This window comes from Alcanivorax sp. VBW004 (genome assembly GCF_009718865.1).
Lineage (GTDB): Bacteria > Pseudomonadota > Gammaproteobacteria > Pseudomonadales > Alcanivoracaceae > Alcanivorax.
Window position 1 is genome coordinate 1 of record NZ_WNHC01000005.1, and the last position, 10,145, is coordinate 10,145.

The following is a 10,145-nucleotide window of genomic DNA, read 5'->3' on the forward strand; positions in this document are numbered from 1 at the left end:
AATGTGTAATACTGGGCCACAGGGTTAGCCCATCCCTTACCAATATCACTACCATCCGGGGCAATAATTTTCCCTCCCTCCCAGTAAGATGAGGGAAATGGATGAATCAATGACCATTCATAGTGTGTCGCGCCCCGGATATTAACTTGATACGTATCAACACCACTGTCGCGCCATAAATCAACACCTGCATTTTTGTTTTCTGTCGGGGGCTCGGAATGAGGCACAGGGACCAGAAAGTAATCGCCAGATTGCCCCATTGTTGGAACTCTGGGAATAACGTCAACATTATCCAGGCTATCTCCTAACATGAGGTTATCCCAGGCCACAGCCGCTTTCACAGGATTACTTTCATGCATCTTTCCTTTCCAGTCGCTCTCGCCTTGCACAACCGAGACTGCCGTTGCACCCATTGAATGGCCGGCAATTCCAAGGCGCTCAGGGTCAAGGAGTTCGTAGATCGGATTATATTCTGTCGTTTTAGCCAAGTTCAGATCTGACCTGGGACCAGGGGCACCCGGTAAGTTATGCGGATACACGTTATCTGGGGTCGAATAAAAGAAATCAATTGCATCAATCAAATTTCTTCGGAATACAACCGGGTTTGCATTACTTCCTAGCTTCCCGCCAGGAGCGGTTAAATCTGAGTAACCCTGCCCTCTAGGATCAAATGTCATTACAATATAACCATTCTCAACCAACAGCTGAGAAGCCCACCAGTACAGTGTTTCCGGCGCTTGAACAGATCCGTTAACTATAATAATGGCAGGATATTTTTTTCCTGGTTCAGGCTCTTTAGGGCCCCATACTCGTCCACTGATCCTGGCCCCTTCATTGTCATAGAAGTTCACAGGATAAAACGTACCTATGGTTTCGTACCATTCGTCTGAACCTGGGTGTCGGAAGGGATCTCCAGCACAATGCGGGATAACCGAACCACACAGGTTTAGCAAACTGTTCCAGAAGGGGTCAGTTAGCGTTCTTTTGACAAACACCAAAGAGTCTATTACTCCCTGAGCAATGAGGCGCGTTTGGAACTTTGGATCTAACAACTGCTTAAATGTTGCTTCTGTTGCCTTCCTGTAGTTCTGAAGCTCACACTTCGTCCACTGAGAAGACGGGTAAATGGCTGCACGACAGGCAGAAATTTCGATCTGGTCCGTCTCCTCTTCCTCCTCTTCGCTGTCATTTGGCTCGTTTGGCTCGTTTGGATCATCAGTATCTATAGGTTCTCTCGGTTCAGATGGCTGACTAGGTGTCAAGTCGACCCGAGCAGCATCTGAATCGGAACCACAAGCCGACAGAAAAAAGGTTAATGCAAAAACCAGGAAGACTTTATAGGAGCAATTATGTTTACATGGGAAATTCACGCAGCTCTCCGTAGCATATAGTTTATTCTTTATACCTCCATGATTCATCGGTCTCATTTCTATGAGAATATTGAATCAAACGTGGCTCCCGAAAAGGGGAAACAAATATTGGCCTACAATCTACCCGCGGCAACCCCGTTTAACATTTAATATCAATTAAACACACATTGATAAAATCGGCATCCTTCTTAATTGCTAAAAGCTATTTCATCATGCAATCAAGCACTGCTCAGCCATTCCACTCTTCTATTGTGACAAATCCTTTGGGTCATTATTTTTCACTCCAGATCTTGTTGATGAGCAGGGCCCTTTACATAAATAACAAACACCGGGACACCATAATTAGTAAATTACTATTTACTAAAAATTAGATAACAATTACTCAGTCTTTTTAGATTCTTATGTGAAAAGCTTCAACAACCTTCAACATAATATGGACTTGGATTTTTCTCTGGATCGCGGGGCTTGCCGTTACCGTCTGAGGCTATAGAAATTCAAAGGTTATCAGAGCGCCAATTGTAGGCACTCACATACCCGCAATAACCCCCCCCTTAAAGGCCGGACAAACTATGCCATCAGAATCCGGCCAACTTATGGTTACACGAACACTCACCTCTCGGTATATTTCGTACTGTATTACATACCATGTATATACATACTACCTTATGCGCTTGAAGTGGGAAATGACAGCACTAAAGTAACATAAGATAATCAAGACTTATTTTAGGTTATGGTGAATTTTGCTCGTTCTGGTACAAAAAACTGTACATTTGCGTGTCACCCTACTGATCTCGACAATGCTCGTTGTCTAATTCAAATTCGACCGTGGTATGACTCAAATCGAATTCAGACAGCTCCTGAGACAAGCGTTGCTTTAGAGTTCTTTGATCTTCCAGCGACACACTGGCATTTAGCTCAATATGCACTGTAAGTACATGATGCTCTCCATCAAGTGACCACAAGTGCAAATGGTGAAAACTTTGAAACTCCGGGATCGATTTGAGTTTGCTTTCAATTTTTTTAGCGAGGTTTTTGTCGGGTACACCCTGCAAAAATAGTTTTAAGGTAGAACCGACATTACGTAATACGTTGAACAATATAAAAAGGGTAAATCCGATGGCCAGAATCGGGTCCAGGATAGGCCATTCAACAAACATAAGTACGATCGACACAACAAAAACGGCCACCCATCCGAGCACGTCTTCAAGCAAATGCCAATTGAGAACTTTTTCATTCATGGTCTTGCCTTTGCTGAGCTTGAATGCCGCAAAGCCGTTCACGGCAATACCAAAAATCGACAATGCCAGCATGCCTTCGGTCACCGGCATTTCCGGATCGGATAAACGCGGAATGGATTGGTACAGTACCCAGGCTGAACCAGCAATCAGAACGATGCCGTTAATCAGTGAGCCTAATAATGACAGTCGTTTATAACCGTATGAAAAATTTTGGGACGCTGGCCTGTTTCCAAGTTTTGCCAATATCCAGGCTAGCCCAATCGATAAACTATCTCCCAAATCGTGGACAGCATCGGCCATGATTGCTGTGCTATTGGTTAATACCCCGCCAATAAACTCAATGATCGTGAAGCCTACATTCAGAAAAAATGCCCAACCGATTCGAGCGTTGCTCTCATCATCGTGTGAATGAGAATGCATGGGACCTCCCGCGTCATGATAAAAAATTATTTGAAAATGGCCCCGGTATACGCCGGGGCCAAGACTCCAAGTTGCACACCCTAAGCTGCTTTTTCCTCTCGGCGATGAACCCACTGATACAAGACCGGTAGTACCAATAGCGTCAAAATTGTCGATGAAATAATGCCACCAATCACGACCGTAGCGAGCGGTCGCTGTACTTCAGCGCCGGTGCCGGTGTTTAATGCCATCGGCACAAAGCCAAGGCTCGCCACCAGTGCCGTCATCAACACGGGGCGCAAGCGAATCATCGCGCCTTGGATAATGGACTCAGTTAACTGCCCGGTTTCATGCCAAAGCTGGCGAATAAAAGCGAGCATCACCAAACCATTGAGCACCGCCACCCCGGAAAGTGCGATAAAGCCAATCCCCGCCGAAATAGAGAGCGGCATATCGCGCAAATACAACGACAACACACCGCCGGTGAGCGCCAACGGCACACCACTGAAAATAATCAGCGCATCCTTAAAGGATGAAAATGCCATCACCAATATTCCAAGAATCACCAGGAGCGTGAGCGGCACGACGATGGATAATCGCTGGCTGGCTGATTCCAATTGTTCGAAAGTGCCCCCGTAATCCAGCCAATAGCCGGGGGGAATATCGGCTTTCTCACGAATCGATTCTTGAACTTCTTTGACGAAGCTGCCCAAGTCTCGACCCCGCACATTCGCCGTAACCACGATTCTACGTTTACCGTTTTCTCGACTGATTTGCGCAGGCGCGGGTGAAATATCCAGGGTTGCGACTTCTTCCAGAGGAACGTAGTCACCGTTTTTTAGTGGCACCGGCAGAAATTTCAGTTGGTCAATATCGCGGCGAGTCGTTTCGGGTAATCGTACAACCAGCTCAAAACGGCGGTCGCCCTCATAAATAATGCCGGCCGATTCACCGCCGATGGCTGCGGACACCCAGTCTTGCAATTCAGCTACGTTTAATCCGTAACGCCCCAAAGCTGTGCGATTTGGAATGACGGAAAGTGTGGGCAAGCCTGTGACTTGTTCGACACGGGCATCGGCTGCGCCGTCGATGGCATTCACTACTTTGAGGACATCATTCGCCGTCAGAACCAGTTGATCCAGATCATCACCAAATATCTTTATCCCCAAATCGGCACGTACCCCTGAAATCAATTCGTTAAAACGCATCTGAATCGGCTGGGTAAACTCATAGTTGTTGCCAGGCAACTCCTCCAGTGCACGCTCCATCTCTTCAACGAGTTCGGCTTTGGTCTTGGACGAATCCGGCCACTCGCTTCGTGGCTTGAGGATGACAAAGTTGTCCGCAACATTGGGTGGCATAGGATCGGTTGCGACTTCCGCCGTACCAATACGCGCAAAAACCTTGTCCACTTCTGGAAAAGCGGCAATTCGCTGCTCCAGTATTTCCTGCATTTCCACGGCTTGCTCTAACCCTGTACCTGGAATGCGCATGGCGTGCAGCGCAATATCGCCTTCGTTAAGTTGCGGAATAAATTCCGAACCCAACGTAGAGGCAAGCCACAAACAAAATACCACCAGCACCGACGCAAAACCCACCACGACGTAGCGAAATCTAAGTGCAAGTTTCAGTAGCGGTTGATAGGCGGATTTTGCCTTGGCAATCACCACACTTTCTTTCTCGCTGATTTTTCCGTTCATGAACACAGCGACAGCGGCCGGCACAACGGTGAGTGATAGCACCATCGCCGAGAGTAAAGCCATGACGACTGTGGCGGCCATCGGGTGGAACATTTTTCCTTCCACACCGGTGAGACTGAAAATCGGGATGTAGACGATGGTGATAATGGCCACACCGAACAAACTCGGGCGAATCACTTCCGACGTTGCGTCGAATACGGTATTCAATCGTTCACGTAAATCCTGCTTTCCATTGCCATGTTGGTTCTCTGCCAGACGTCGAACACAGTTTTCCACAATAATCACAGCACCATCGACAATCAGACCAAAGTCCAGAGCACCGAGGCTCATTAAATTCGCGGAGACACCGGTTTTTACCATGCCGGTGATGGTCATCAACATGGATAAAGGAATCACGGCTGCCGTGATCAGTGCAGCGCGGAAGTTGCCCAGCAAAAGAAACAGCACAACGATCACCAACAGTGCGCCTTCCAACAAATTCTTGGAAACAGTGGCAATGGCTTTGTCCACCAATGCAGTGCGATCGTAGACCGCTTCGGCAATCACACCGTCTGGCAAAGAGGCCTGAATATCCTCCAACTTGGCAGCCACATCCTGGGCCACGGTCCGTGAATTGGCGCCGATTAACATCATGGCGGTGCCCAACACGGTTTCCACCCCATCCCGTGTCGCGGCGCCGGTGCGCAGTTCTTTGCCAATGCTGATGTCCGCGACATCCTTCATCCTGATCGGAACAGAGTCGTGTTCAGCGATGATCACATTGCCAATGTCCTCAATCGTGCCAAGCTGGCCGGGTGAGCGCACCAGCAGTTGTTGACCGTTGCGTTCGATGTAGCCGGCACCGCGATTGTCATTATTCGCTTGCAGCGCTTGCATCACATCCTCAACACTGACTTTGTAGATTAACAGCTTTGCTGGGGCTGGCATGACGTGGTATTGCTTGTTGTAACCACCAATGCTGTTGACCTCGATCACGCCTTTTACTTGCGCAAGCTGAGGTTTGATAATCCAGTCCTGAATTTCTCGCAAGTCTGTGGCTGTATAGGGTTCGCCATTGGCCATGCGCGCATCCGCTTTCGCCTGTACCGTGTACATAAAAATCTCGCCCAAGCCGGTCGAGATGGGGCCCATCTCCGGTTCAAGTCCGGGCGGCAAAACACTTTTAATCGCGCCGAGCCTAGCGTTAATCAGGTTGCGCGCAAAATAAATGTCAGTACCTTCTTCAAATACTACGGTGACCTGAGACAAGCCATACCGTGACAAGGAGCGCGTGTAAGCCAGGTTCGGCAAACCAGCCAATGCGGTTTCTACCGGGTAGGTAATGCGTTGCTCGGACTCCTGTGGTGAGTAGCCTGGTGCAGCGGTATTGATTTGCACCTGGACGTTGGTGATATCGGGTACGGCATCAATGGGAAGCTTTTGGTAGCTCCATACGCCCACACCGACAATGACAAAAATAAAACATAAAATGAGTAAGCGCCGCTCTATCGCAAGGCGCAAAATAGAATCAATCATAGTGTGCCTCGATCAGTGTTCGTGTTCAGCTTCGGATTTTTCGATATCGGCTTTAATCAGGTAACTGTTTTGGCTGACATAATCGCTGCCCGCTTCAAGCCCCTCAACGACCTCATAAAAATGGTCATCACTACGGCCCAATACCAGCGGCGTAAACCGATATTCCTCGCCTTGTTTCACAAACACGCCCTGGCGGCCGCCCAATGTTTGTACGGCATCTTTCGCTACGGCCAAAGCCACTGAAAAACGACCCACTTCAATACGGGCTTCCGTCATCAAGCCGGGTGACAAGGATTGCTTATCATTAGCGAGTTTCACACGCGCCAGCTGATACGGTGATTCTATCGACGGCAAAATATGATCTACAGTTGATGCCACACTGCCTGAGCCAGTTAATAGGTGGACGGCCTGACCTTCGCTGACCGAAGATTGCTGTGCGGGATACACACGCAATTCCGCCCATACCGTGTCAAAGTTGGCAATAGAAAATAAAACCTGATCCTGGGTCACTTCACCGGTATTGGCATGACGCTGGACAACACGCCCCGTAATGGGAGAACGGATGGTGTAGGTTTTCAGGCTTTCGTTCGACTCAATTTCAGCCAAAACGTCGCCGGCTTTTACGCGATCACCCAGTGTGACCTTGACGGTTTTGACCAGGCCTTCAAAACGCGCACGCACATGGCTCATTTGCTCCGGCGCTGAAACAATGGAACCGAACACGGTGATCGTTTGGTGCAGCTCTTGCGGCCCGGATACGGAGGTAACGATACCCACCTTACTCGCCATTTTGTCTTCAATACGACTGCTGTTTTCTTCTCCGTGCTCATGCTCATCGTGATCATGTCCGTCTTCATCGTGGTCGACATGATCTTCATGCTCGTCATGGTCACCTTCTTCATGATGGGGTGCGTGTTGTTCGGACGCTTCATGTTCGTGGTTATGATCGCTTGCGGAAAACGCGGGTGTGTTCGAGAGAAAAAACACACTAGAAATAACCAATAAGTAATAATTCTTCATCGATATAAACTCCGGAGGCCAGACCTGATCTGGCCAACAAAAATTAGGGGTTAAGGGCTTCGCCGGTGAGCTGTTCAATCAAGGCCTGGCTAATTAGCGCCGTGGTGGCGGCATCAATAAGCGCCTGTTTACTGGCAAGCAATTCTTCCTGGGCGGCGATGAGATCAAGATAGCGATAACGCCCATTGTCAAAACCTTCGTTGGTGAGCTTGAGCGCTTTTTCCAACGCGGGGATGGCGACATTTTGGGTAAGATTGGCCGCCGCGATACTTTGTTTTCTGAGCGACCATGCTTCAAAAAGCCGTGCGTGCAACACTAGGAGCAAATCCTGTTGGGCGTAATCTACGGCATTGCGATTGGCTAACGCGGCTTTGACGTCGCCACTGCGGCGTTTACCGGAGAACAAGGGGATGGAGATACCGGCAGTGAATGCAGAATCACCCGTCTCTTCAAAACGTTTAATGCCTGCGCGCCAGCTTAAGTCGCTGCGGCCACTGGCACGAGCCAGAGTGACTTCGGCATCGCGAATACGGGCTTCACTGGCGAGCACTTGAAGGGCCGGTGAGCTTTTAACACGTGTGTACAACTGATCGAAATCTTGTGTGGCACCGAAGTCAAACAGGCTACCGCTTAATGAATGAAAGCCGGCCGTTGTTTCTCCCCAAAATCGTGCGAGTAACACTTTCTGACGTTCAAGCTGCTCTAGCAGTGCCGCCAAACGAATTTCAGAACGTGTGAGTGCCGCCTGCGCTCGCATCACCTCCGCTTCAGCCGTGGCCCCTCGCGCGGAGCGCGCTTTGACGGTTTTAAGTATGGATTGGGACAGTGCCAACGACTCTTCTGCCAATCTAAGGTTTGCCTGGGTCGATAAACCTTCGATATACACTTCGGTGAGCTTGCCGAGCGTATCCAGAGTCGCCGCTTGTTGCTCCCATTCCGCTTGATTGATACGGGCATCCGCGAAACGCATGCGTGCCTGGCGCTTGCCTCCAAGCTCAATCACAGAAGAAAGTGCAAGAGTCGTTTCGGCGGCATCAAAACCTTCATTGGCTCCCGAGCCAGCAAAGTTTTCGACCTCCAGCTCAAGTGCTAGCGCCGGGCGCAAGGCACCGGTTTGCCTTTGGGCACTCAACGCTTCTGCGGTGAAGCGGTATTGGTACAGCTGAGGGTTTTGCGCAAGCGTCGACGCCAGTGCTTTTTTTAACGAGAGTGTGGACTCGACGTTTTCTGCAATCGCTGATGGCGCCGTGCTGCATAGTAGAAGCGCAAGCCACAGCCAGGTGCATTTACACCTGAAAAATAGGGTATTTATCATGAAAAAGTCCTGAATTAAGTCGTGTTTCCGCGCGTGCGGGTGTTGCTTCTTCTTGCTTAAGGGGACTTAGGCTTTGGGAGGGCGTAGGAAGGTTTCGTAGGTTTCGGGGAACGTATTTTCAGCGTAATCGGGTACGGGAGAAGAATGCTTGGCCAAATGCACACGCTCGGTGGCAATCAGAGCGGCAGCGCAAAGATGGCCATGACAATGACAGCAGTGATGACAATCCCAATTTTCCGCCGTGGATGAATTGGAGTGATTAGCCTGAGCGTCGGCAACGTGTCCATCGTCATGGAGATGGGTATCATCAAATACAAGGTGCTCAGCGCCGGACTGGTGCAACTGATGTGCATCGCCCATGGCCACCGCGGATTGCAAAACAACCAGCGTAAGCAAAAAGTATGTCAGGACACGTTTCAGCATTGAAATCTATTTATCTATTTTCTGAGTCATGGCGATCACACTACCTTAACATAAGAATACGTCGAGCACCGTTTAACACCACAAGCCCAATAATAACACCAATGACCAGATCCGGAATTTGCGATCCCGTTAGCGCGACCAGACCTCCGGCAAGAATAACCCCCGCGTTGGCGAGCACGTCATTAGCCGAAAAAATCATACTGGCCTTCATATGGGTGCCATTATTTCGCACCTGGTAAATCAACATGAGACACGCGGCGTTAGCCACTAATGCCAGACTGCCAATCCCCATCATTAGCAGAGAGACCGGTTCACTTCCCATAAAGGCGCGCCTGACCACTTCAATTAAAAGACCCATTGCCAGGGCGGCTTCGAGCCAGCCGGATAAATGCGCGGCTTTAAGCTTGGCTTGCGCCGCTTTGCCCACTGCATAGAGCGCTACAATGTAGACCGCAGCATCGGCAAACATATCCAGTGAATCCGCGATTAGCCCCGCAGATTGTGCCACAATGCCCACGGCAAGCTCAAAGAAAAACATCATGGCATTAATTGCGAGCAACCACTTCAACACGCAGGCTTCTCGTGAATCGTTAATCTTTGTCTCTTCTCGTATCTTCTTTTTTGCGCTTTCAGCATCCACCTGTTCAAGCGATAGGCAGCGGGCGCCAAGTCCCACGGATTTCATGGTCGTTTCGACCTTTTCCGGCAAATTGGAGTGATAAATACGCACCTTCCGCTTGGGGGTATCAAACTCGAAGGCGACGGCATCCCCAAAGCTTGCGAATGCCGTGCGGATGAGGTTCTCCTCAGAAGGACAGTCCATCTGAGGCACTTCGAAGACGCTTATGTTATTCAGAGTCACAAAAGTATTATCCGGTTGCAGGTTTGATCCTGAAGGCTGTGAACCCGCTTCGTCACTTTGGCAGCCGCAGCATTGTGAGGAGTCAGATGTCATAAATAGACCTTGAAATAACGATGTCTGCAAGCTTAAACTCTATAGTAACTATAGAGTCAAGTGGTGGCGTGGTTGAAGATTGGTGAATTAGCAAAACGCAGTGGGTGTTCCATTCAGACCATCCGCTACTACGAAAAGGAAGGTTTGATTTCTGCTCCGGCAAGGACAGATGGTAATTTCCGGGTGTACGACACACCGGCTCTCGAAAAG

The 10,145-nt window shown here is 49.4% G+C and carries 8 protein-coding genes; 1 reads left to right on the forward strand and 7 read right to left on the reverse strand.

Translation table 11 applies throughout. The annotated features are described in order from the left end of the window. The 7 genes from F1529_RS17340 to F1529_RS17370 form a co-directional block, all read right to left on the reverse strand. Positions 1–1,370 (reverse strand): S9 family peptidase (locus F1529_RS17340; protein WP_155137777.1); only part of this gene is annotated, 1,370 nt, incomplete at its 3' end. 782 nt (positions 1,371–2,152) lie between these two features. Next, positions 2,153–3,028, reverse strand: coding sequence for a cation diffusion facilitator family transporter (locus F1529_RS17345; RefSeq protein ID WP_155137780.1), 876 nt, complete (start codon positions 3,026–3,028; stop codon positions 2,153–2,155). Between the two features lie 80 nt (positions 3,029–3,108). Continuing rightward, a complete protein-coding gene (locus tag F1529_RS17350; RefSeq protein ID WP_155137783.1) occupies positions 3,109–6,222 on the reverse strand; it encodes an efflux RND transporter permease subunit in 3,114 nt (1,037 codons plus the stop codon). Positions 6,223–6,234: 12 nt separating this feature from the next. Next, on the reverse strand, positions 6,235–7,242 hold the full coding sequence (locus F1529_RS17355) for an efflux RND transporter periplasmic adaptor subunit (RefSeq protein WP_155137786.1): 1,008 nt from the start codon (positions 7,240–7,242) through the stop codon (positions 6,235–6,237). Positions 7,243–7,285: 43 nt separating this feature from the next. Further along, entirely contained in the window at positions 7,286–8,557 is a 1,272-nt protein-coding gene (locus F1529_RS17360; protein WP_155137789.1) for a TolC family protein, read from the reverse strand. Positions 8,558–8,623: 66 nt separating this feature from the next. Continuing rightward, on the reverse strand, positions 8,624–8,980 hold the full coding sequence (locus F1529_RS17365; protein ID WP_155137792.1) for a hypothetical protein: 357 nt from the start codon (positions 8,978–8,980) through the stop codon (positions 8,624–8,626). Between the two features lie 40 nt (positions 8,981–9,020). Further along, positions 9,021–9,935, reverse strand: coding sequence for a cation transporter (locus F1529_RS17370; protein WP_155137795.1), 915 nt, complete (start codon positions 9,933–9,935; stop codon positions 9,021–9,023). 72 nt (positions 9,936–10,007) lie between these two features. Between F1529_RS17370 and F1529_RS17375 the strand changes: the two genes are divergently transcribed. Continuing rightward, positions 10,008–10,145: MerR family DNA-binding transcriptional regulator (locus F1529_RS17375; RefSeq protein WP_155137798.1), on the forward strand; the 138-nt coding region annotated here is incomplete at its 3' end.

Coding starts and splice junctions, on each gene's coding strand:
- F1529_RS17345 (WP_155137780.1), bottom strand. CDS start 3,028: ATGCATTCTCATTCACACGATGATGAGAGCAACGCTCGAATCGGTTGG.
- F1529_RS17350 (WP_155137783.1), bottom strand. CDS start 6,222: ATGATTGATTCTATTTTGCGCCTTGCGATAGAGCGGCGCTTACTCATT.
- F1529_RS17355 (WP_155137786.1), bottom strand. CDS start 7,242: ATGAAGAATTATTACTTATTGGTTATTTCTAGTGTGTTTTTTCTCTCG.
- F1529_RS17360 (WP_155137789.1), bottom strand. CDS start 8,557: ATGATAAATACCCTATTTTTCAGGTGTAAATGCACCTGGCTGTGGCTT.
- F1529_RS17365 (WP_155137792.1), bottom strand. CDS start 8,980: ATGCTGAAACGTGTCCTGACATACTTTTTGCTTACGCTGGTTGTTTTG.
- F1529_RS17370 (WP_155137795.1), bottom strand. CDS start 9,935: ATGACATCTGACTCCTCACAATGCTGCGGCTGCCAAAGTGACGAAGCG.